The following is a 22,713-nucleotide window of genomic DNA, read 5'->3' as shown; positions in this document are numbered from 1 at the left end:
GGGTCAATGCAGCATCACGCGCGACACCATCGCCACCAGCGGCGCGCGCACCGCGCGCTCCACGCCGCGGTGCAGCTGCAGCGGCCGCAGCAGCATCTTGACGGTCATCTCGATCGGGATGTTGCGGCGGATCACGCCGGATACGCGCGTATTGAGCGCGCGCACCTCCGCCTCCGGGATCGACTCGACCCCGCGTTCCATGCGCAGCACGTTGCGCAGCGCGATCGCGGCGTCCTCGTTCTTGATTTCCAGCAGCCGGCGCGCCACCGCGCCCAGCACGCGCAGCCGGCCCAGGCGCTCGGCCTCGGCGAAGCGGTTGAAGAAGTGGAGGAAGTGCTTGTAGTGCCGCACCTCGTCGTTGGAGATGCGCCGCGTCAGGTCGCGCAGCACCGGCTCGTCGCTGGCCTGCTCGAGCGCCCGGTAGTAGGCCGCCGTGCCGGTTTCCACCACGCAGCGCGCCGCCATTTCCAGTGCCTCGGTCGGCTCGAACTGGTCGATCGAGCAGGTCTGGCTGTACTCGGCGAAAAAGCGCGCGTAGCCCCGCTCCCAGTCGAATTCCGGCCAGACGTGCTCGACATAGCGCCGCAGCGCCAGGCCATGCTGCAGCTCCTCGGCTTCCCACTGCTCGGCCAGCCAGCCGGCCGCATCGGGCACCCGGGCGTAGTAGGTGGCAAGGTTGCCCGCGTAGGTGTCGGAGCCGCTCTCGATGAACGAGGCCGACACCAGCAGGTAGAACAGGTCGCGGTCGCCGCGCACGCGCGCGAGGTCGATCGCCTCGTATCGGATGTCGTTGACAGACCACGGCCGGTTGGCCGCTGACGGTTCACTCATGCTCTGTCCTCCTGGTTGGCCAAAGGCTGCAAGGGGCGTTCAGGGTGCGTGGGGCCGGAGCGCATCCGGCATCACGCCGACAGAGCAGAGACTAGCATTTACCCTAATTAGTTTCAGCGCCCGGGCCGCGCAAGCGTGGCGGGCTGCCCACGCGTTGGCTGCCAAAGTGCTTGCGAAAACGCTTGTAAGAGTCGGAAAGGCAAGGGAATTCCGGGGCCCGGCGACCATCCCCGGGACGAGCCCAAACGGGCCGGCGAAGGCATCTGCGATGGTATGATTAGCCCCAATTCACGGGCCCGGGGGGTATTTTGAGGTGCCGGCGTCACGCCGCGCCGACTCCCGCGCAGCCCGGCTTTTCCGAACCGAGCAATAGCCCCGATACCCGATACCTGGCCGCCCCCGCTTTTCCTGCCGGAGTGGCCGATACCACACGAGAAACCGTGCGACTATCCTCGATCAAGCTGGCGGGCTTCAAGTCATTCGTCGATCCCACCAATTTCCAGGTGCCGGGCCAACTGGTCGGCATCGTCGGTCCCAACGGCTGCGGCAAATCCAACATCATCGACGCGGTGCGTTGGGTGCTGGGCGAGTCACGCGCGTCAGAGCTGCGTGGCGAATCTATGCAGGACGTCATCTTCAACGGTTCCACGGCGCGCAAGCAGGCCGGACGCGCCAGCGTCGAACTGGTGTTCGACAACGCCGAAGGCCGCGCCGCAGGCCAGTGGAGCCAGTACGCCGAAGTGGCGGTCAAGCGCGTGCTGACCCGCGATGGCACGTCTTCCTACTACATCAACAACCAGCCGGTGCGCCGGCGCGACATCCAGGACATCTTCCTGGGCACGGGCCTGGGCCCGCGCGCCTACGCCATCATCGGGCAAGGCATGATCTCGCGCATCATCGAGGCCAAGCCCGATGACATGCGCATCTTCCTGGAAGAGGCGGCGGGGGTCTCCAAGTACAAGGAGCGCCGCCGCGAGACCGAGAACCGGCTGTCGGATACCCGCGAAAACCTGACCCGGGTCGAAGACATCCTGCGCGAACTCGGCAGCAACCTCGAAAAGCTCGAGGGCCAGGCCGAAGTGGCGCAGCGCTTCAAGACGCTGCAGGCCGACGGCGAAGAGAAGCAGCACCTGCTGTGGCTGCTGCGCAAGCGCGAGGCGCAGCAGGAGCAGGAACGCCACCAGCGCGCCATCGAGCAGGCCCAGATCGACCTGGAAGCGCAGACCGCGCAGCTGCGCCATGTCGAGGCCGAGCTGGAAACCCTGCGCGCCGCGCACTATGCCGCATCGGATGGCATGCACGCCGCACAGGGCGCGCTGTACGAGGCCAATGCCGAAGTCAGCAAGCTCGAGGCCGAGATCCGTTACGTGGTGGAATCGCGCAACCGCGTGCAGGCGCAGATCGCCGCGCTGACCGCGCAGCGCGAGCAATGGCAGGGCAAGGCCGAGCAGGCCACCGACGAGCTGGCGCAGGCCGAGGAAAACCTGGCGGTGGCGGAAGGCCGCACGGTCGAGGCCCAGGAAGCCGTGGCGCAGCAGAACGACGAGCTGCCGACGCTCGAAGCGCAATGGCGCGACGCCCAGCAACTGCTCAACGAGCAGCGCGCCGGCATCATGCAGGCCGAGCAGGCGCTGAAGCTGGAAGCCGCGCAACAGCGCAGCGCCGACCAGATGCTGCAGCAGCTGGAGCAGCGGCGCGAACGGCTGTCGGCCGAAGACAAGGGCCTGGACCGCCCCGACGAGACCCGCCTGGAGCAGGCCCGCGCCGAGCTGGCCGAGCAGGAAGCGCTGGTCGAGGAAGCCCAGGCGGTGCTCGCCGACGCCGAAGAGAGCGTGCCGCGCCTGGATGAGGCGCGCCGCGCCGCGCAGGCGCGCGTGCACAGCGAAGCCGCCGCCATCGCTACGATTGAGGCGCGCCTGTCGGCGCTGCGCCAGCTGCAGGAAAACGTGCAGACCGACGGCAAGGTGCAGCCGTGGCTGGCCAAACATGAACTGTCCGAGCTGCCGCGGCTGTGGAAGAAAGTGCATATCGAGCCGGGCTGGGAGAACGCGCTCGAATCCGTGCTGCGTGAGAAGCTGGCCGCGCTGGAAGTGTCGAACCTGGACTGGGTCAAGGCCTTCCTGTCCGACGCGCCGCCGGCCAAGCTGGCGTTCTACTCGCCGCCGGCCGCCGCGCGTCCGCTGGAAACGCCCGCCGGCCTGCGCCCGCTGATGGCGCTGGTGCAGATCACCGAACCGGGCATCCGCGCGGTGATGCAGGACTGGCTCGCCGACGTCTATGTTGCCACCGACATGGCGCAGGCGCTGGCCGCGCGCAACACGCTGCCCGACGGTGCCTCGTTCGTGGTCGCCGAAGGCCACCTGGTGGGCCGTAACGCGATCCAGATCTACGCCGCCGATTCCGAGCAGGCCGGCATGCTCGCGCGCGAGCAGGAAATCGAAAACCTGCAGAAGCAGGCGCGCGCGCAGCTGCTGCTGTCCGACGAAGCCAAGACCGAGGCGGTGCGGGCGGAAGCCGCCTACACCCAGGCCAGCCAGGCGCTGGGCGAAGCGCGTGCGCGCGCCGAGCAGGCCACGCGCCGCGTGCACACGCTGCAGATGGACGTGCTCAAGCTGTCGCAGGCGATGGAGCGCTATGCCGCCCGCAGCGGACAGATCCGCGAGGAACTGGCAGAGATCCACGCGCAGATCGAAGAGCAGCGCGCCATCCGCGCAGAATCCGAAGCCAGCTTCGAGCAGCACGACGCCGCGCTGGCCGAGATGCAGGCCACCCACGAAGACCAGCAGATGGCCTTCGAGGCGCTGGACAGCAAGCTCTCGGGCGCGCGCCACCAGTTGCGCGACCTCGAGCGCGCCGCGCAGGAAGCGCTGTTTGCCGAGCGCAACCTGGCCAGCCGCATCGATGAGCTGCGCCGCAATATCCAGGTGGCGGCGGACCAGGCCGAGCGCATCGCCGAATCGCTCGAGAACGCCCGCGCCGAACTCGAGACCATCAACGAGCAGACCGCGCATACCGGCCTGCAGGAAGCGCTGGAGCGCCGTGCCGAGAAGGAAGAGAAGCTGACCATCGCGCGCACCGAGCTCGATGCGCTGTCGGCACAGCTGCGCCAGCACGACGAGCAGCGCCTGGCCGCCGAGCGCAGCCTGCAGCCGCTGCGCGACCGCATCACCGAGCTGCAGCTCAAGGAACAGGCCGCGCGCCTGAACCAGGAGCAGTTCAGCGAGCAGCTGAGCGCCGCCGCGGTGGACGAGGCCGCGCTGGCCGGCAAGCTGACCGGCGACCTGAAGCCGTCGTACCTGCAGGGCGAAGTCACGCGCATCAACAACGCCATCAATGCGCTGGGCCCGGTCAACATGGCCGCGCTCGACGAACTGGCCGCGGCGCGCGAGCGCAAGACCTTCCTCGACGCGCAGTCGGCCGACCTGAACGACGCCATCGGCACGCTGGAGGACGCGATCGCCAAGATCGACCAGGAGACCCGCGCGCTGCTGCAGGGCACCTTCGACCAGGTCAACCACCATTTCGGCGAGCTGTTCCCGTCGCTGTTCGGCGGCGGCCAGGCGCGCCTGATCATGACCGGCGAGGAAATCCTCGATGCCGGCGTGCAGGTGATGGCGCAGCCGCCGGGCAAGAAGAACTCGACCATCCACCTGCTGTCGGGCGGCGAGAAGGCGCTGACCGCGATCGCGCTGGTGTTCGCGATGTTCCAGCTGAACCCGGCGCCGTTCTGCCTGCTGGACGAGGTCGACGCGCCGCTGGACGACGCCAATACCGAGCGCTACGCCAATATGGTGGCGCGCATGTCGGACAAGACCCAATTCGTTTTCATCTCACATAACAAGATCGCCATGGAAATGGCTCATCAACTCATTGGCGTGACCATGCAGGAGCAGGGCGTTTCGCGTATCGTGGCCGTGGATATGGACGCGGCGGTGTCGATGGCGGAGGCAGCATGAACCTGAATATGGACCTGCAGACCGCGCTGATCGTCGCGGGCCTGGTTTTCGTGGTGCTGGTGTTCGGCTACAACCAGTGGCAGATCCGCAAGGCGCGCCGCCCGCGCGAGCTGCGGCCCGAAGACGACCTGCCGCCGATGCGCGAGCCGGTGGTTGGCCAGAGCACCGCGCCGGAGACCGTCGCACGCCTGCACGAAGCCGCGGCCGAGCAGCCGCCGCGGCGCGAGCCCACGCTGTCGCAGGCGCCGGCCAGTGCCGGCGCCGCGGTGGCTGACCGCAATCACGCCGCTGCCGCCGCGGCCGCGGCGGCCAGCACTGCCGATGCCGACGAAGCCGTCGCCGAGGAGGTAGCTGTCGGGGCTGCAGCGTCGCAGGCGTCGGCCGACGAAGCGGACGCTGCTGCCGCGGTGACGCCTGCCACGGCGCCTGCACCAGCAACCGTGTCTGCGCCGGCACCCGCTCCGGCTCCGGTCGCCGCCGTGCCGGACGGCCAGCCCGCGCCAGCCGTGGTCGATCCGCTGATCGACTGCATCGTGCCGCTGCACCTCGAACGCAAGGCTTCCGGCGACCGCATCCTGCCGCTGACCGGCCGCCTGCGCCGTGCCGGCACCAAGCCGGTCCACATCGAAGGCCTGCGCGCCGAAGCCAACGCCTGGGAACCTGTCACCGCCGGCCACCAGTATGAAGACCTGCAGGTGGGCGTGCAGCTGGCCAACCGCGGCGGCCCGCTCAATGCGCTGGAGTTCTCGGAATTCATCACCGCGGTGGAATCGCTGGCCGAGTCGCTCGACGCCTCGGCCGACCTGCCGGACATGGGCGAGACCGTGGCCAACGCGCGCGAGCTCGACGCCTTTGCCGCCGCCAGTGACGTGCAGCTGGGCGTCAATGTGATCTCCGACGGTGCACCGTGGTCGGCTGCCTATGTGCAGAACGTGGCCACGCAAGACGGGCTGGTGCTGTCGCGCGACGGCACCCGCTTTATCCGCTACCAGGCCAATGCCGAGGGCGTGCAGCGCCCGCTGTTCACGCTGCAGTTCGGCGACACCAACTTCCTGCGCGACGACCTCACCGTCAAGGCCGGCCGCCAGATCACGCTGCTGCTCGACGTGCCGGTGGCCGACCAGGGCGCCAAGCCGTTCAAGACCGTGTGCGAATACGGCCATACGCTGGCGCAGCGCATGGGCGCGCAGCTGGTCGACGACAATATGCGGCCGCTGACCGAAGCGTCGTTCGTCGCCATCTTCAACCAGCTCGAAGCGCTGTACCAGAAGCTGGAAGCGCGCGGCATGCCGGCCGGTTCGCCGGTGGCGCTGCGCCTGTTCAGCAACTAGCCGGAGCCTGCCCATGACCGCAAAACACCGCGGCGCGCAGGCAGAGGCCTCCGCGCCCGCCGGCGCCTTGCCGGCCGACGCCGCCGCCAGCCGCGTAGCCTGGCTGCGTGAAGAGCTGGACCGCCACAACTACCAGTATTACGTGCTGGACGCGCCCACCGTTCCCGATGCGGAATACGACGCGCTGTTCAGCGAACTGATGGCGCTGGAACTCGAGCATCCCGAGCTGCAGACGCCCGACTCGCCCACCCAGCGTGTGGGCGGCGAGCCGTTGTCCGCGTTCGACTCGGTGCGGCACCGCGTGCCGATGCTGTCGCTCAACAACGCCTTTGCCGACGAGGACGTGCTGAACTTCGACCGCCGCTGCGCGCAGGGGCTGGGCCGCACCGCCCCGGCAGCAGGCGAGGCCGACCTGTTCAGCGCCGCCGACGCGGTCGAATACGCGTGCGAGCTGAAGTTCGACGGCCTGGCCATGTCGCTGCGCTATGAAGACGGCCGCCTGGTTCAGGCCGCCACCCGCGGCGATGGCGAGACCGGCGAGGACGTCACCGTCAACGTGCGCACCATCAAGGCGATCCCGCTCAAGCTGCGCGGCCAGGCGCCCGCGGTGCTGGAGGTTCGCGGCGAGGTTTTCATGTTCCGCCGCGACTTCGACAAGCTCAACGCGCGCCAGGCCGAGGCCGGCGAAAAGACCTTCGTCAATCCGCGCAACGCCGCCGCGGGCAGCCTGCGCCAGCTCGATCCGCGCATCACCGCGAGGCGTCCGCTGTCGTTCTTCGCCTACGGTCTGGGCGAGCTGCAGGGCGTTGAGCGCCCGCCCACCCACAGCGCCATGCTCGACGGCTTCGCCGCGCTGGGTTTGCCGGTGTGCAAGGACCGCGCGGTGGTGAAGGGCGCGCAAGGGCTGCTGGATTTCTACCGCGATATCGGCAAGCGCCGTGACGACCTGCCCTACGACATCGATGGCGTGGTCTACAAGGTCAACGCGCTGGCCGAGCAGGAGCGCCTGGGCTTTGTCTCGCGCGCGCCGCGCTTTGCGCTGGCGCACAAGTTCCCGGCGCAGGAAATGACCACCGTCGTCGAGGACATCGAGGTGCAGGTCGGCCGCACCGGCGCAATCACGCCGGTGGCGCGGCTCAGGCCGGTGTTCGTCGGCGGCGTGACCGTGACCAATGCCACGCTGCACAACGAGGACGAGATCCGCCGCAAGGACGTGCATGTTGGCGACACCGTGATCGTGCGCCGCGCCGGCGACGTGATCCCGGAAGTCGTCGCCGTGGTGGCCGAGCGCCGCCCGGCGGACGCGCGCGCCTTCGTGATGCCGACCGCCTGCCCGGTGTGCGGCTCGCATATCGAGAAGCTGGAAGACGAAGCCATTGCCCGCTGCACCGGCGGCCTGATCTGCGCGGCGCAGCGCAAGCAATCGCTGCTGCATTTCGCGCAGCGGCGCGCCATGGATATCGAAGGCCTGGGCGACAGGCTGGTCGAGCAGCTGGTCGACCAGGGCATCGTGCGCACGCCGGCCGACCTGTACAAGCTTGGCGTCGCCAAGCTGGCCGCGCTGGAGCGCATGGCGGACAAGTCGGCCGCCAACCTGGTGGCGGCGATCGACAAGTCGCGCGCGACCACCATGAACCGCTTCATTTTCGCGCTTGGCATCCGCCACGTCGGCGAAGCGACCGCCAAGGACCTGGCCCGGCACTTCGGCAAGCTCGATGCGCTGATGGCGGCCGACGAAGCCGCCCTGCTGGAGGTCAACGATGTCGGCCCGGTGGTGGCGCAGTCGATCGCGCACTTCTTCGCCGAGCCGCACAATGTCGAGGTCATCGAGCAACTGCGCGCCGCGGGCGTACACTGGCCGGAAAGCGAGCCGGTGGCAAAGTCGCCGGCGCCGCTGTCGGGCAAGACCTTTGTCCTGACCGGGACGCTGCCGACCTTGTCGCGCGAAGACGCCAAGGAACTGCTGGAAGCCGCCGGCGCCAAGGTGGCGGGGTCGGTGTCGAAGAAGACCGACTACGTGGTTGCCGGCGCCGAGGCCGGCAGCAAGCTGGACAAGGCCGAGGCGCTGGGCGTGCCGGTGCTGGACGAGGCCGGCATGCTGGCGCTGCTGGCGCAGGCAGGCGCCGCGCCGGCCGAGGAATAACCGGGGAACGGAACCATGATCCGCGAGATTCTAAAGATGGGTGATCCGCGCCTGCTGCAGGTGGCGCGGCCGGTGGAGCGCTTCAACACGCCGGAGCTGCGCACGCTGATCGAAGACATGTTCGACACCATGGACCACGCCAACGGCGCGGGCCTGGCCGCGCCGCAGATCGGCGTCGACCTGCAGGTGGTGATCTTCGGCTTCGACCGCAATCCGCGCTACCCGGACGCGCCCACCGTGCCCAAGACCGTATTGATCAACCCCGTGCTGGAAATGCAGTCCGACGAGATGGAGGACGGCTGGGAGGGCTGCCTGTCGGTGCCGGGCCTGCGCGGCGTGGTGCCGCGCCACCTGCGGCTGAAGTACAGCGGCTACGACCTGATGGGCAACCGCATCGAGCGCGTGGCCGAGGGCTTCCATGCGCGCGTGGTGCAGCATGAGTGCGACCATCTGCAGGGGATTCTTTATCCGATGCGGATCAAGGATTTTTCGAACTTCGGGTTTACCGAGGTGCTGTTTCCGGATTTGCCGGCGAATAGCGACGATTGAATGGCAATGCCAATCGGCACGCTGCCGGTTTGCTCCCCTCTCCCGCTTGCGGGAGAGGGGCAGGGGGAGAGGGCAGGCGCTGGCATACCGACGCCTGTCACTTCGTCGACATGCCGGCCCTCTCCCCAACCCTCTCCCGCAAGCGGGAGAGGGAGCACGCAATCGGTACAGGGATGAGGCGGTGGCGATTGCCCACCCCCCCGAAAAAAGCGGCCATTCCGGCCGCTTTTTCACATCAGAACTTCTCGAACTGCCCCAGGAACCGCCACTTGCCCGGCGGCAGATCGCCCAGCACCACGCGCCCCATGCGCACGCGCTTGAGGCCCACCACCTGCAGCCCCACCTGTTCGCACATGCGGCGGATCTGGCGCTTGCGGCCCTCGCGCAGCACGAAGCGCAGCTGCTCTTCGTTCTGCCAGCTGACCTTGGCCGGCTTGAGCGGCACGCCGTCCAGCGACAGGCCGTGGCGCAGCAGTTCCAGGTCATCGGCCGGGAATTCGGCGCTGATGTTGCGCTCGACCGGCCCGTGCGGCGAGTGCCAGACCACGCGCACCAGGTATTCCTTCTCGACGGTCGAATCTTCGCCGATCAGCGCGCGCGCGACCCGGCCGTCCTGGGTCAGCACCAGCAGGCCGGTGGAGTCGATATCGAGGCGGCCGGCCGGCGCCAGGTTCTTGCGTTGCCACGGCGCAAAGCGCTTGCGCGTGGGGTCGCCTTCCCACTGGTTCTCCGGAGCGAACAGCGCCGCGGCGGGCTCGTAGCCATCCTCGGCCTGCCCGGAAACGTAGCCCACCGGCTTGTTCAGCAGCACGGTGACGCGCTCGCCTTGCTCGGAGCGCGCTTCCTGCAGGATCTCGATCTCGGCGTCCGGGCGGATGCGGCTGCCGAGTTCGGTCACGGGCTTGCCGTCGACCAGCACCCAGCCGCGCGGGATCCATTCGTCGGCCTCGCGGCGCGAGCACAGGCCGAGTTCGGACATGCGCTTGGACAGGCGTACCAGGCCGTCGTCGTGGCTGGATTCGTCGCGCGGCGCCGCGGGCGCTTCGCGGCGCGAAGCTGGCGCCGGGGCGCGTTCCGGGCGTGCGGGCCCGGCGGTGCGGATACGGTCGGCCGCGTCGCTGAAGCGGCGTGCCGGTGCCGTGCCTTCGCGGCGGCGCTCGCCCGACGGCGCGGGGCGGGCGCGCCGCTCGTCGTCGCCATGGCGGCGCGGGCGCGAGTCGGCGCCTTCGAAGCGGCGAGGGCGCTTGTCGTCGTCACCAAAGCGGCGCGGGCGGGTGTCAGCGCCTTCGAAGCGGCGCGGGCGCGGCTCGCCACGGTCGTCGCCAGTGCGGCGCGGACGGTTGTCGTCGTCGCCATAGCGGCGCGGCGGGCGCGACTCGCTGCTTTCGAAGCGGCGCGGCCGCGCCTCGCCACGGTCGTCGCCAGTGCGGCGCGGACGGTTGTCGTCGTCGCCATAGCGGCGCGGCGGGCGCGACTCGCTGCCTTCGAAACGGCGCGGGCGTGCTTCGCCGCGGTCATCGCCATAGCGGCGCGGACGGCTTTCGTCGTCGCCGAAGCGGCGCGGCGGGCGCGACTCGCTGCCTTCGAAGCGGCGCGGACGCGCTTCGCCGCGGTCATCGCCAGCACGGCGTGGACGATTGTCGTCGTCGCCGAAGCGGCGCGGCGGGCGCGACTCGCTGCCTTCGAAGCGGCGTGGGCGCGCTTCGCCGCGGTCATCGCCATAGCGGCGCGGACGGCTTTCGTCGTCGCCGAAGCGTCGAGGGCGCGCCTCGCCGGCATCCGGGCGGCGCGGACGCGCCTGGCGTTCGCTGTCAGCGGGGCGGGGCGCACGCGGCTGGCGCGGCTGTGCTGGCGCTTCGCCCTGGGCGGCGCTGCCACCGGTCTTGCCGCCGGCGCGCTGCTGGGCGCGCTTGATGCCCTCGGAGACGGCCTGCACGCGCTTGCGGTTCAGGTCGGACACGCGCACGGGGCGGGTGCCGCCCTTGCGCGCGGCCGTGCCGGTATCGCTGGCGGCCTTGATGCCTAGCGTCTTGCGCTTCGGCGAATTGCTGTCGGTCATAGGTTGATGATGCCCGCCCGCCTCAGATGGCGAGGGCGGCGAGCAAGTCCTGTTCAAGCTGAATCTGCAATCGGTTGTCGGCGGCCAGGCGGCTGCCGTCTACCAGGAACACGTCTTCGACGCGTTCGCCCAAAGTGTTGATGCGTGCCGTGTGCACGGACACGCGATGGCGCGCCAGTACGCGGGCGATGGCGTACAGCAGGCCGGTGCGGTCGTTGGCGGACAGCGACAGCAGGTAATACTGGCCGCGCTCGTCCGGGCGCAGGTCGACGCGCGGCTTGATCGGGAAGCTGCGCGACTGGCGCGACAGCCGCCCCTGCGTGGGCTCGGGCAGCGCGCCCTGCAGGCGCAGCCGCTCGCACAGCTCGTGCTCGACCAGCGCGATGATGTCGCGGTAATTGCCGCCGTCGCCGGCCATGCCGGGGTCGGTGACCTGGAACGTATCGAGCGCGTAGCCGTGGCGCGTGGTGTGGATCTTGGCGTCCTGGATCGAAAACGCCTTGCGCTCGAAATAGCCGCAGATGCGCGCGAACAGGTCGGGCTGGTCCTTGATGTAGACCGCTACCTGCAGGCCTTCGCCGGCCGGCGACACGCGCGCCTTGACCACCGGCACCGGGCTGTCGACCTTGTTGTACAGGTGGCGCGTCAGCCAGGCGATATCGTGCGAATCGTGGCGCAGGAAGAAGGCCACGTCCAGCTGCGCCCACAGCGACTTGCCCAGCGCCGGGTCGAACGCTTTCAGGCGCAGTTCCGAGATGGTGTCCGCCTTGCGCTGCGACCACAGCGAGTGCGGGTCCACCCGCGCGCCGCCCAGCACGCGCAGCGTGATGTGGTACAGGTCTTCCAGCAGCTTGCCCTTCCAGGCGTTCCATACCTTGGGGCTGGTGCCACGGATATCGGCGACGGTCAGCAGGTAGAGCGCGGTCAGGTAGCGTTCGCTGCCGACCACCTCGGCGAAGGCATGGACCACGTCCGGATCGGTCAGGTCCTGTTTCTGCGCGACGTGGCTCATGGTCAGGTGGTGCTCGACCAGCCAGCAGATCAGGTCGGCGTCCTCGCGCGCAATGCCGTGCTGCCTGCAGAAGCGGCGCGCATCGACGGTGCCGAGCCGTGAATGGTCGCCGCCGCGGCCCTTGGCGATGTCGTGGAACAGCGCCGCCACCCACAGCACCCAGGGCTTGTCGAAGCTGGCCATCAACTGGCTGCAGAACGGGAACTCGTGGGTGTGCTCGACAATGGCGAAGCGGCGCATGTTGCGCACCACCATCAGGATGTGCTGATCCACGGTGTACACGTGGAACAGGTCGTGCTGCATCTGCCCGACGATGCGCCGGAAGTTGATCAGGTAGCGGCCCAGCACGCTGGTCTGGTTCATCAGCCGCAGCGCATGGGTAATGCCCTGCGGCTCCTGCACGATGGCCAGGAACAGCCGGCGGTTCTCGGGGTCGTTGCGCCAGCGCGCGTCCATCACCGTGCGGGCGTTGTACAACCCGCGCAGCGTGCGCGGGGCCAGTCCCTTCACGCCGGGCGTGCGCTCGTACAGCAGGAAGGTCTCGAGGATGGCGTGCGGGTCGCGCTCGTAGAGGTCGTCGCTGGTGATTTCCAGCATGCCCTGGCGCTCGACGAAGCGCTCGTTGAGCACGCGCGTCACCTGCGACTCGCTGGGGAACAGCATCGCCTCGATATTGAGCAGCAGCACGCTGTTGAGCTGGGTCACCGCCTTGGCGGCCCAGTAGTAGCGGCGCATCAGCTGCTCGCTGGCGCGCTTGTGGGCACTCTGGCGGTAGCCGAAGGCCTCGGCCAGCGCGGTCTGCAGGTCGAACACCAGCACGTCCTGGCGGCGCCCGGCGACCAGGTGCAGGCGCGCGCGGATGGTCTTCAGCAGGCGCTCGTTGCGGGCCAGTTCCTGCGCTTCGCGCTGCGTCAGCAGCCCCTTCTCGAACAATTCCTTCCAGCTGTCGCCCAGGCCCGCGGCCTTGGTCATCCACAGGATCACCTGCAGGTCGCGCAGCCCGCCCGGGCTCTCCTTGCAGTTGGGCTCGAGCGCGTAGGGCGTGTCCTGGTACTTGGCGTGGCGCTGGCGCATTTCCAGCAGCTTGGCCTGGAAGAACGCCGCCGGGTCGAGGTCGGCCTGGTAGCGGCTGCGCAGCGCCTCGAACAGCTTGCGGTTGCCGGTCAGCAGGCGCGCCTCGAGCAGCGAGGTCTGGATGGTGACGTCCTGGCGCGACTCGCGGATGCAGTCGTCAACGGTGCGCACGGCCGAGCCGATCTCGAGCCCCAGGTCCCAGCACAGGCCGATAAAGCGTTCCAGCTTGCCGGCGGTATCCCGGTCGGGTTCGGCCGGCAGCAACAGCAGCACGTCGACGTCCGAGTACGGGAACAGTTCGCCGCGGCCGTAGCCGCCCACCGCCACCAGCGCCGCGTCCGCGGGCATCGCCAGCCCGCGCCAGGCCTCGCCGAGCGCGGCATCGACGGCGCGGCGCAGCCGCGTGGTCAGCGTGCCGGCATTGGCGCTGGCGTTGAAGTCCGCAAACAGCGCCTGCTTGTCGGCTTTCAGCTGGTCGCGCACGCGCGCGGCCAGCAGCAGTTCCGGCGTGGTGTCCATGGGGAGGGCGGAAGGGTTCGTGGGCACGGCTGGAAAAAGAAGGGCGCCCGGTCAGGCGCCCTGGCTTGCGCGCGGCGTCAGGCCGCCACGGAATCGGTAATGAAGGCCGGCGGCGCCGGGGTGCCGGCGGACACCGTCAGCACTTCGTAGCCGGTCTCGGTGACCAGTACCGTGTGCTCCCACTGCGCCGACAGGCTGCGGTCGCGGGTCTTCACGGTCCACTGGTCGGGCATGGTGCGGATATCGCGCTTGCCGGCGTTGATCATCGGCTCCACCGTGAAGATCATGCCGGCCTTGATCTCGGCGCCGGTGCCGGGGCGGCCGTAGTGCAGGATCTGCGGGTCTTCGTGGAAATTCTTGCCGATGCCGTGGCCGCAGTACTCGCGCACCACGCTGTAGCCGGCGGCTTCGGCGTGCACCTGGATGGCGTGGCCGATATCGCCGAGGCGGGCGCCGTGGCGCACCTGGGCGATGCCCTTCCACATGCACTCATAGGTCACCTGCGCCAGGCGCCTGGCCAGGATCGAGCCCTCGCCGACGATGAACATGCGGCTGGTGTCGCCGTAGTAGCCGTCCTTGGTGATGACGGTGATGTCCAGATTGACGGCGTCGCCGCTCTTGAGCACGCGCTCGCCGGGAATGCCGTGGCAGATGACGTCGTTGACCGAGGTGCAGATCGCGCCGGGGAAGGGCGGGTATCCCGGGGGCGCATAATTCAGCGGCGCCGGCACCGTGCCCTGCACGTCGCGCATATAGGCGTGGCACAGGCGGTCGAGTTCGCCGGTGGTGACGCCGGGTTGCACGAAGGGCGTGATGTAGTCGAGGACTTCGGAGGCAAGGCGGCAAGCCACGCGCATGTGGGCGATGTCTTCGGCGGTGTTCAGGTAAATGCTCATGCTGCGTCGCCAGAAAAAGTGAAGGCGGGGCCACGGGCCACGCCTGAATCGAAGGTGCAAAGTGGGATTATCGCACCATCGAGGCCGGATCGCAGCCTGTTCCGGGCCGCCCGCGCCAGCGCGCCCCAGGAGGGAGAGACCCGCACGGCTTGAGCGGGCGGCACTTTTGTTGCTACAATAGCGGGCTGATCTGGTTGCGCCGCAGCAATTGCGCCGGCCGGTTCGGTTATCTGGCAGGGCCTTCCTGCCGCTTGAAATCGCTGGCCCGCCTATCCGGGGTGTTCCTTTTCAGGAATGTCGGGGCGGGCTTCAGACCTAACCCTTTGGAGATTCACATGTCCGTGACCATGCGCGAAATGCTGGAAGCCGGTTGCCACTTCGGCCACCAGACCCGCTTCTGGAACCCGAAGATGGCCCCCTTCATCTTCGGCCATCGCAACAAGATCCACATCATCAACCTCGAAAAGACGCTGCCGATGTTCCAGGACGCCATGAAGTACGTGCGTCAGCTGGCGGCCAATCGCGGCACCATCCTTTTCGTGGGCACCAAGCGCCAGTCGCGCGAAATCCTGGCTGAAGAAGCAGGCCGCGCCGGCATGCCTTACGTCGACGCCCGCTGGCTCGGCGGCATGCTGACCAACTTCAAGACGGTCAAGACCTCGATCAAGCGCCTGAAGGACATGGAAGCCGCCAAGGAAGCCGGCGCGCTGGAAACCATGAGCAAGAAGGAAGCGCTGATGTTCGAGCGCGAGATGATCAAGCTGGAAAAGTCGATCGGCGGCATCAAGGAAATGGGCGGCGTGCCTGACGCCATCTTCGTGGTCGACGTCGGCTACCACAAGATCGCCGTGACCGAAGCCAACAAGCTGGGCATCCCCGTGATCGGCGTGGTCGATACCAACCACTCGCCGGAAGGCATCGATTACGTGATCCCGGGCAACGACGACTCGAGCAAGGCCGTGGCCCTGTACGTGCGCGGCGTGGCCGACGCCATCCTGGAAGGCCGTGCCAATGCCGTGCAGGAAGTCGTTGAAGCCGCCCGCGGCGACGACGAATTCGTCGAAGTGCAGGAAGGCTGATAGCCTCCCGGCCCGCTGCTGAAAGGAACCCGATAGCGCGCACGTCAACACAGGACAAGGCAGGCGTCGCCTGCCGCCCGGCACGCCGGGCAGCGCGCAGGGCGCAAGCCGGGGTACTTCGGCAGCAGGGCAAAAAAGGGGGCACATCTGGCGCCCCCTTTTTTCGAATTTGAATTGTTGTCATCCGCCGCAGGCAAGATCTGCCGCGGGTGCGCTGAAGACCCACCGACCGGGTGCAGCGGGCGACTGCCTGCACCCGGCGCGAACCATTCAAGGAGTGACAAATGGCGGCAATTACCGCAAGCATGGTTGCAGAACTGCGCGCGAAGACCGACGCGCCGATGATGGAATGCAAGAAGGCCCTGACCGAGGCCGACGGCGACCTGAACAAGGCTGAAGAGCTGCTGCGCGTCAAGCTGGGCAACAAGGCCAGCAAGGCTGCCTCGCGCGTGACCGCCGAAGGCGTGGTCGCTGCGTTCATCGACGGCACCACCGGCGCGCTGGTCGAACTGAACTGCGAAACCGATTTCGTCTCCAAGAACGACGACTTCCTGGCCTTCTCGGCCAAGGTGGCCGAGCTGGTCGCCAAGCAGAACCCGGCCGACGTGGCCGCGCTGTCGGCGCTGGAAATCGACGGCGTGAGCGTTGAAGCCACCCGTACCGCCCTGATCGGCAAGATCGGCGAAAACATGACGATCCGCCGCTTTGCCCGCTACGCCAACGGCGGCAAGCTGGTCTCGTACCTGCACGGCACCCGCATCGGCGTGATGGTCGAGTTCGACGGCGACGAAGCCGCCGCCAAGGACGTCGCCATGCACGTGGCCGCGATGAAGCCGGTGTCGCTGTCGGCCGAGCAGGTCCCCGCCGACCTGATCGCCAAGGAGCGCAGCATCGCCGAGCAGAAGGCCGCCGAGTCGGGCAAGCCGGCCGAGATCGCCGCCAAGATGGTCGAGGGTTCGGTGCAGAAGTACCTGAAGGAAGTCTCGCTGTTCAACCAGCCGTTCGTGAAGAACGACAAGCAGACCGTCGAGCAGATGCTGAAGGCCGCCAACACGACCGTCAAGAGCTTCACGCTCTATGTCGTGGGCGAAGGCATCGAGAAGAAGCAGGACGACTTCGCCGCCGAAGTGGCCGCCCAGGTGGCCGCTGCCCAGAAGGGCTGATGTCCGGGGCGCGCCGGGCCGGCCGTCGGTGCCGGTCCGGGCGCCTATAATGCCGCAGGGGCGCCGCAAGGTGCCCCTCTGCATAAGTAGTGCAGCACGGCGCGGCCGCGTTGCGCTACGGCAGTCCGGCGGCAGCAGTCTGTTTTCGCGGTGGTCCGGTCCAGTCCGGGGCACCCCGAAAACCGGCTTTTCTCCTGCCGGCGGCACGATGACCCGTGCCACCGGTGCCAAAACATTCGTCCCAGTATCGTCTCAACCGAGCGAACTGCTCCTTCCGAGGGTGAACATGCCAGCCTACAAGCGCGTCCTTCTGAAACTGTCCGGTGAAGCCCTGATGGGCGACGATGCCTTCGGCATCAACCGCTCCACCATCGAGGCGATGGTGAACGACATTGCCGAGATCGTGAAGCTCGGCGTGCAGGTGGCGGTGGTGATCGGCGGCGGCAATATCTTCCGCGGCGTTGCCGGCGGCGCTGCCGGCATGGACCGCGCCACCGCGGACTACATGGGCATGCTGGCCACCATGATGAACGCGCTGGCGCTGCAGGACGCGATGCGCCACGCCAATATCGAAGGCCGCGTGCAGTCGGCGCTGCGCATGGACCAGGTGGTCGAGCCCTATATCCGCCCGCGCGCGATCCGCCAGCTGGAAGAGGGCAAGGTGGTGATCTTCGCCGCCGGCACCGGCAACCCGTTCTTCACCACCGATACCGCGGCCGCGCTGCGCGGCTCCGAGATCGGCGCCGAGATCGTGCTGAAGGCCACCAAGGTCGACGGCGTGTACACCGCCGACCCGAAGAAGGATCCCAGCGCCACGCGCTACACCACCATCAGCTTCGACGAGGCCATCTCGCGCAACCTGCAAGTGATGGACGCCACCGCGTTTGCGCTGTGCCGCGACCAGAAGCTGCCGATCAAGGTGTTCTCGATCGTGAAGCCGGGCGCGCTCAAGCGCGTCATCCTGGGCGAGGATGAGGGTACGCTGGTGCATGTGTGATCCTCGTCGCCGGGGCGCATCTGTGAGTCCGGTAACGGATGCCGGGCCGCGGCGCTGGTATCCAGCCGGGCAAAGAGTAGAATGATTCATTTTCGAACCCCACCAGAGGGGATCTTGGTTGGCTGATTTTCGGAGGTAAAAATGAGCGTCGCCGACACAAAGAAGAGCGCCGAGCAGAAAATGCAGAAGTCGATCGAAGCCTTCAAGGCCGATCTGGCTAAGATCCGCACCGGTCGTGCCCATACCGGCCTGCTCGATCACGTTCAGGTGGATTACTACGGCTCGATGGTTCCCATCAGCCAGGTGGCGGCGATCGGCCTGGCCGATGCCCGTACCATCACGGTGCAGCCGTGGGAAAAGAAAATGGTCAGCGCCGTCGAAAAGGCCATCCGCGATTGCGACCTGGGCCTGAATCCGGCCACCATGGGCGAAGTGATCCGTGTGCCGATGCCTGCACTGACCGAAGAGCGCCGCAAGGAGCTGACCAAGGTCGTGAAGGGCGAGGCCGAGGGCGCCAAGGTGGCCGTGCGCAACCTGCGCCGCGATGCCAACGAGCAGTTCAAGAAGCTGGTCAAGGACAAGACCATTTCCGAGGACGAAGAGCGCCGCGGCCAGGACGAGGTGCAGAAACTGACCGACAAGTACGTGGCCGAGATCGACAGGATGGTCGCCGAAAAAGAGAAGGAGATCATGACGGTCTGACGCCCGTCCCGGCCTTGCCGGGACTGTCAGCGACCGTCTCACGCCCATGCAGCACATCAGCTCGACGCTTGCCGTACCCGATACTTCCTACGTGCCCAGGCACGTTGCCATCATCATGGACGGCAACGGCCGCTGGGCGACCCAGCGGCATCTGCCGCGCGTGGCGGGGCACAGCCGGGGGCTGGACGCTGTGCGCGCGGTGGTGGAAGCCTGCGCCGCCAGGGGCGTGCAGTACCTGACGCTGTTCGCGTTCAGCTCCGAGAACTGGCGGCGTCCGGCCGACGAGGTCTCGTTCCTGATGCGGCTGTTCATGATGTCGCTGCGTCGCGAAGTGGTGAAGATGCACGCCAACAACATCCGGCTGCGGGTGGTGGGCGACCTGAGCCGCTTCAGTCCGCGCATCCAGCGGCTGATCAAGGATGCCGAGGCGCGCACCGCCGGCAATACCGGCCTGACCGTCACCATCGCCGCCAACTACGGCGGGCGCTGGGATCTGCTGCAGGCCATGCGCAAGATGCTGGCGCGCTCGCCCATGCTCGATCCGGAAACGATCGACGAGTCCCTGCTGGCACCGCACCTGGCCATGGCCTATGCGCCGGAGCCGGACCTGTTCATCCGCACCGGCGGCGAACAGCGCATCAGCAACTTCCTGCTGTGGCAGCTCGCCTATTCCGAGCTGTATTTCACCGATGTCTACTGGCCGGATTTCGACGCCGCGGAACTCGACAAGGCCTTTGCCTCGTACCGCCAGCGCGAACGCCGCTTCGGCCGCACCAGCGCGCAGCTGGTCGCGCCGGGACTTTCCGGCACGGCCTGAGCCAGGCCGCTCCAACTCTTCACGGGACCGCAGCGCATGCTCCTCACCCGCGTCATCACCGCCCTGTGCCTGTTGCTGCTGATCCTGCCGATCCTGTTCCTGGCGCCGCCGGCGGGCCTGGCGGGCCTGCTCGGCGTGATCGTGCTGCTGGCCGGCTGGGAATTCGGCCGCCTGATCGGCCTGCGCGGGCCGTGGCCCTACGTCTATGCGCTGGCCTGCCTGATCGCCACCATCGCCTGGCATGACCTGCCGCTGCGCCATGCCACCACCTGGCTGCTCGAGGCCGCGGTGGTGTGCTGGGTCGTGGCCGTGGTGCTGCTGGCGCGCGGCGTGCGCAGCGCCACCCCGGCGTTCACGGCGCTGGGCGCGGTGCTGGGCCTGGTGATGCTGCCTGCGTTTGCCCATGCCACCATGATCCTGCGCGGCGCCGGCATCGGCGTGCTGCTGACCGCCGCGGTGCTGGTATGGGCCGCCGATATCGGCGCGTATTTCACCGGCAAGGCCATCGGCCGGCGCAAGCTGGCGCCCGGCATCAGCCCGGGCAAGTCGTGGGAAGGCGCGATTGGCGGCTGGGTGCTGGCGCTGGTGATCGGCCTTGCGCTGGCGGCCACCCACGCCTTTGCCCCGACCTGGTTCTCGGCAATGGGCGACCGCGGCGGACTGGGCTTCGTCGCCGCGCTGACCACGCTGCTGGTCGCCGCCAGCGTGGTGGGCGACCTGTTCGAATCCCTGCTCAAGCGCCAGGTCGGCAAGAAGGACAGCAGCCGGCTGCTGCCCGGCCATGGCGGCGTGCTGGACCGCATCGACGCCTTGCTGCCGGTGTTCCCGCTGGCCGCCCTGATGCTGATTTTTCTCTGAAGCCGTCTGCTATGCATCGCATCACCATCCTGGGCGCCACCGGCTCCATCGGAGAAAGCACGCTCGACGTGATCCGGCGCCATCCCGGCCGTTACGCGGCGCATGCGCTCAGCGCCCATCGGCAGGTGCGCAAGCTGGCCGACCAGTGCATCGAGTTCCGCCCGGCGCGCGCCGTGGTCGGGACGGCCGAGGCGGCGCGTGAACTGGAAACGCTGCTGCGCGATGCCAGCGTGGCCACCGAGGTCAGCTACGGCGAGGCCGCGCTGGAATCCATCGCCGCCGACGCGCAGACCGATGCGGTGATGGCCGCCATCGTCGGCGCGGCGGGCCTGCGCCCGACGCTGGCGGCGGCGCGCGCGGGCAAGCGCGTGCTGCTGGCCAACAAGGAAGCCCTGGTCATGTCCGGGCGCATCTTCATGGACGCGGTGCGCGAGCACGGCGCTACGCTGCTGCCGATCGACAGCGAGCACAACGCCATCTTCCAGTGCCTGCCCGCCGACGACCCGCGCTACGGCCGCGGCGTGGCCAAGGTGCTGCTGACCGCGTCGGGCGGGCCGTTCCGTACCCGCGATCCGGCCACGCTGCACGATATCTCGCCTGACCAGGCCTGCGCCCATCCCAACTGGGTCATGGGCCGCAAGATCTCGGTCGACTCGGCCACCATGATGAACAAAGGCCTCGAGGTGATCGAGGCGCACTGGCTGTTCGGCGCCCCGGCCGAGCGCATCGAGGTGCTGATCCACCCGCAGAGCATCGTGCATTCGATGGTGGCCTACACCGACGGCTCGGTGCTGGCGCAGCTGGGCAACCCCGACATGCGCACCCCAATCGCCTATGGCCTGGCCTATCCGGAACGGATCGACGCGGGCGTGACGCCGCTCGACCTGACCCTCGCCGGCGGCCTGCATTTCGAAAAGCCGGACCTGGCGCGGTTCCCGTGCCTGGGGCTGGCCTTCGACGCGCTGCGGGCGGCGGGGGTGGCACCCGCGGTGCTCAATGCCGCCAATGAAGTGGGGGTAGAGGCATTCCTGGCGGGCCAGGTGCGCTTTACCGATATCGCCGGCATCGTGCGTCAGGTGCTGGAGGAAGCACCGAGCGGACCCGCCGACACGCTCGAGGCCGTGCTCGCCGCCGACGCGCTGGCGCGCGAGGCGGCCAGGGCCGGCGTCACCGCGCGGGCCGCGGCCCGCTGATCCGGCGGGGCGGTCTGCCGCATCTGCGACAATAGCGGCTGCGCCGGCCGGTCCCCTGAGGGACCGCGCGGGCCGGCCCAGCGACCTTACCGACGTCCCGCACCATGCAAACCGTACTCGCTTTCATCGTTGCCCTGTGCGTGCTGATCTACGTGCACGAAATGGGCCACTACCTGGCCGCGCGCGCCTGCGGCGTGAAGGTGCTGCGTTTTTCCATCGGCTTCGGGCGGCCGCTGCTGCGCTGGATCTCGAAGAGCCGCGACCGCACCGAATGGACCGTGGCGATGATCCCGCTGGGCGGCTACGTCAAGATGCTCGACGAGCGCGAGCTCGATCCCGCGCGCGACACCCCCATCGACCCGGCCGACCTGCCGCGCGCCTTCAATCGCCAGCCGGTGGGCAAGCGCTTTGCCATCGTCGCGGCGGGCCCGCTGGCCAACTTCGCGCTCGCCATCGTGCTGTATTTCGCGCTGTTTGCCGGCGGCATGCGCGAGCCCGTGCCCGTGGTGGCCGAACCCGCGGCCGGCACCATGGCGGCGCAGGCCGGCGTGCGCGACGGCGACCGGGTGCTGTCGCTGACCGCCAACGGCCACACCGAGCCGGTCCGCTCCTGGAACGACCTGCGCATGGCCGTGTTTGCCGAAGGCTTCGGCGATGCGCGCGCGGTGCTGCGCGTGCGCGGCGCCGACGGCGCCGAGCGCGATGTCACGCTGCCGCGCCTGCCCAATACCGGCGGCAATCCCGAGCAGGATCCGCTGGCCACGCTGGGCCTGAACCTGAAGGGCGGCCCGGTGACGATCACCGAGGTGCTGCCGGATTCGGCCGCCGAGCGCGCCGGGCTGCGCAAGGGCGACCGCATCGTGGCCTGGCAGGGCAGCCCGCTGACGCAGGCCAGCGCGCTGATCAAGGCGGTGCGCAGCCAGCCGGGCCAGGCCGTGACGCTCGGCATCGAACGCGACGGCCAGCGCCTGGACGTGCCGGTCACGCTCGACACCGCCGTGGCGCGCGATGGCGCCACGGATGCCAGCGCCAGCGCGCCGGCGCCCTCGGGCAAGCTGGGTGCGGCGCTCAGCCAGGCGGTGCAGATGGAGACCGTGCGCTACCGGCCGGACCAGGCGCTGGCGCGCGCGGCGGGGCAGGTGTGGGATACCAGCGTGCTGTCGCTCAAGCTGCTGGGCAAGATGCTGGTGGGGCAGGCCTCGCTGCAGAACCTGAGCGGGCCGCTGACCGTGGCGGACTACGCGGGACGCGCCGCAAACCTCGGCATACAGGCCTTTGTCAGCTTTCTGGCACTGGTCAGCGTTAGTCTTGGCGTACTCAATTTGTTACCCATTCCGGTTCTGGATGGGGGGCATTTGCTGTATTATTGCGTGGAATTTTTGACTGGCCGGCCCGTCCCAGACCACTGGCAGGCAATGCTGCAGAAGGTTGGCATCGCCTGCATCTTGCTCCTGACTTCGCTCGCTTTGTTCAATGACGTCAGCCGAATGTTTCTGGCGAACGGCTAGAAACGTGTGTCGGCAAGGGGTGGTGG

Annotated in this window: 16 protein-coding genes; 12 read left to right on the top strand and 4 right to left on the bottom strand. The window is 68.3% G+C overall.

Going from position 1 to position 22,713, the window contains the following annotated elements:
- Positions 1 to 3: 3 nt before the first annotated feature.
- On the bottom strand, positions 4 to 831 hold the full coding sequence (locus tag RALTA_RS08170; protein ID WP_012352962.1) for a ferritin-like domain-containing protein: 828 nt from the start codon (positions 829 to 831) through the stop codon (positions 4 to 6).
- A gap of 440 nt (positions 832 to 1,271) precedes the next feature.
- On the opposite strand from RALTA_RS08170, the gene smc reads away from it, so the two are divergent.
- The 4 genes from smc to def are packed head-to-tail and all read left to right on the top strand — an operon-like array spanning position 1,272 to position 8,810.
- Complete coding sequence (smc, locus tag RALTA_RS08165) at positions 1,272 to 4,787, top strand: chromosome segregation protein SMC (protein ID WP_012352961.1); 3,516 nt, start codon at positions 1,272 to 1,274, stop codon at positions 4,785 to 4,787.
- A complete protein-coding gene (locus tag RALTA_RS08160) occupies positions 4,784 to 6,118 on the top strand; it encodes a cell division protein ZipA C-terminal FtsZ-binding domain-containing protein (protein WP_012352960.1) in 1,335 nt (444 codons plus the stop codon). The genes smc and RALTA_RS08160 overlap by 4 nt, the downstream gene beginning before the upstream one ends.
- Positions 6,119 to 6,131: 13 nt before the next feature.
- A complete protein-coding gene (gene ligA / locus RALTA_RS08155) occupies positions 6,132 to 8,261 on the top strand; it encodes an NAD-dependent DNA ligase LigA (RefSeq protein WP_012352959.1) in 2,130 nt (709 codons plus the stop codon).
- Positions 8,262 to 8,276: 15 nt separating this feature from the next.
- The gene (gene def, locus RALTA_RS08150) at positions 8,277 to 8,810 is read left to right on the top strand and encodes a peptide deformylase (protein ID WP_012352958.1); all 534 of its coding nucleotides are present in this window, start codon (positions 8,277 to 8,279) and stop codon (positions 8,808 to 8,810) included.
- A 235-nt stretch (positions 8,811 to 9,045) separates the two neighbouring features.
- Here def and RALTA_RS08145 read toward each other — a convergent pair whose 3' ends face one another.
- The 3 genes from RALTA_RS08145 to map form a co-directional block, all read right to left on the bottom strand.
- Positions 9,046 to 10,869 carry a pseudouridine synthase gene (locus RALTA_RS08145; protein WP_012352957.1) on the bottom strand — a complete coding sequence of 608 codons (1,824 nt, stop codon included), beginning with the start codon at positions 10,867 to 10,869 and terminating at the stop codon, positions 9,046 to 9,048.
- Positions 10,870 to 10,891: 22 nt separating this feature from the next.
- Positions 10,892 to 13,474, bottom strand: coding sequence for a [protein-PII] uridylyltransferase (locus RALTA_RS08140; protein WP_012352956.1), 2,583 nt, complete (start codon positions 13,472 to 13,474; stop codon positions 10,892 to 10,894).
- Positions 13,475 to 13,551: 77 nt separating this feature from the next.
- Positions 13,552 to 14,370: a type I methionyl aminopeptidase gene (gene map, locus RALTA_RS08135; RefSeq protein ID WP_012352955.1), complete on the bottom strand. Its 819-nt coding sequence runs from the start codon at positions 14,368 to 14,370 to the stop codon at positions 13,552 to 13,554.
- A gap of 335 nt (positions 14,371 to 14,705) precedes the next feature.
- Between map and rpsB the strand changes: the two genes are divergently transcribed.
- From rpsB to rseP, 8 genes are all read left to right on the top strand, one after another.
- The gene (gene rpsB, locus RALTA_RS08130; RefSeq protein WP_012352954.1) at positions 14,706 to 15,449 is read left to right on the top strand and encodes a 30S ribosomal protein S2; all 744 of its coding nucleotides are present in this window, start codon (positions 14,706 to 14,708) and stop codon (positions 15,447 to 15,449) included.
- 284 nt (positions 15,450 to 15,733) lie between these two features.
- Positions 15,734 to 16,612, top strand: a complete 879-nt coding sequence (gene tsf / locus RALTA_RS08125; RefSeq protein WP_012352953.1) for a translation elongation factor Ts — start codon at positions 15,734 to 15,736, stop codon at positions 16,610 to 16,612.
- Between the two features lie 286 nt (positions 16,613 to 16,898).
- On the top strand, positions 16,899 to 17,609 hold the full coding sequence (gene pyrH, locus RALTA_RS08120; protein ID WP_012352952.1) for a UMP kinase: 711 nt from the start codon (positions 16,899 to 16,901) through the stop codon (positions 17,607 to 17,609).
- A 141-nt stretch (positions 17,610 to 17,750) separates the two neighbouring features.
- Complete coding sequence (gene frr, locus RALTA_RS08115; RefSeq protein ID WP_012352951.1) at positions 17,751 to 18,311, top strand: ribosome recycling factor; 561 nt, start codon at positions 17,751 to 17,753, stop codon at positions 18,309 to 18,311.
- 46 nt (positions 18,312 to 18,357) lie between these two features.
- Positions 18,358 to 19,128, top strand: a complete 771-nt coding sequence (locus tag RALTA_RS08110) for an isoprenyl transferase (RefSeq protein WP_012352950.1) — start codon at positions 18,358 to 18,360, stop codon at positions 19,126 to 19,128.
- Positions 19,129 to 19,164: 36 nt separating this feature from the next.
- Entirely contained in the window at positions 19,165 to 19,986 is an 822-nt protein-coding gene (locus tag RALTA_RS08105; RefSeq protein ID WP_012352949.1) for a phosphatidate cytidylyltransferase, read from the top strand.
- Between the two features lie 11 nt (positions 19,987 to 19,997).
- Positions 19,998 to 21,179, top strand: coding sequence for a 1-deoxy-D-xylulose-5-phosphate reductoisomerase (ispC, locus tag RALTA_RS08100; protein WP_012352948.1), 1,182 nt, complete (start codon positions 19,998 to 20,000; stop codon positions 21,177 to 21,179).
- 104 nt (positions 21,180 to 21,283) lie between these two features.
- Complete coding sequence (rseP, locus tag RALTA_RS08095; protein ID WP_012352947.1) at positions 21,284 to 22,687, top strand: RIP metalloprotease RseP; 1,404 nt, start codon at positions 21,284 to 21,286, stop codon at positions 22,685 to 22,687.
- Positions 22,688 to 22,713: the final 26 nt, after the last annotated feature.

Source organism: Cupriavidus taiwanensis LMG 19424 (assembly GCF_000069785.1).
GTDB classification, from domain to species: Bacteria; Pseudomonadota; Gammaproteobacteria; order Burkholderiales; family Burkholderiaceae; genus Cupriavidus; species Cupriavidus taiwanensis.
Note: the sequence above shows the minus strand (reverse complement) of the source record. Positions and strands in the feature narration are given on the sequence as shown.